Raw genomic sequence first — 562 nt, 5'->3', positions numbered from 1 at the left:
GCGGCAACTGCGCCGTGACAGTGTCGATGACGACGGCGGGAGCTATCGGCGCGCAAGGCGGCCAGACCATGACGGCCACCGGCGGCACGACTGGTGCGGTGCAGGCCTCGGTGGCGGGCACGCTGTACGGATCGGCGATCTCGGTCACCGGCAACGGCGCAGCAGCATTGAGCGCCACGAAGGGTGGCAGCGCCGCCTCCGGCACGGTGAGCTTCACGAACAGCGGCAACCAGGCCGCAACGCTGACGATGTCGGGTCTCAGCGGCGTGTACAGCGTGGCACCGGGCAGTTGCACGGTCGACGCGGGCGGCACGTGCACGGTCACGGTGTCGATGAGCACCGGCAACGGCATCGGTGCGCAAGGCGCGCAGACGCTGGTGGCGACCGGCGGCACGCTGGGTGCCGCATCGGCCACGGTATCGGGCACGTTGACTGGCTCGGCGGCGACGCTTGTCGGCGGCAACCTGAGCTATGGCACGGTGAACCAGAACTCGGCGGCGCCGCAGAACGTGATCGCGTGGCGCAACGACGGCAACGTGCCGATGGCGCTGTCGGGCTTGTC

At 70.1% G+C, this 562-nt stretch carries 1 pseudogene; it reads left to right on the top strand.

Annotated features, from left to right (window positions below):
* Window positions 1–68: 68 nt before the first annotated feature.
* Window positions 69–562 (top strand): annotated as a pseudogene (locus tag AC1D1T_RS32960) (hypothetical protein); the annotation flags it as partial.

Source organism: Rhizobacter sp. P2_H3, assembly GCF_056403355.1.
The sequence above is the reverse complement of the archived record's forward strand: the minus strand, read 5'-3'. Positions and strand labels throughout refer to the sequence as shown.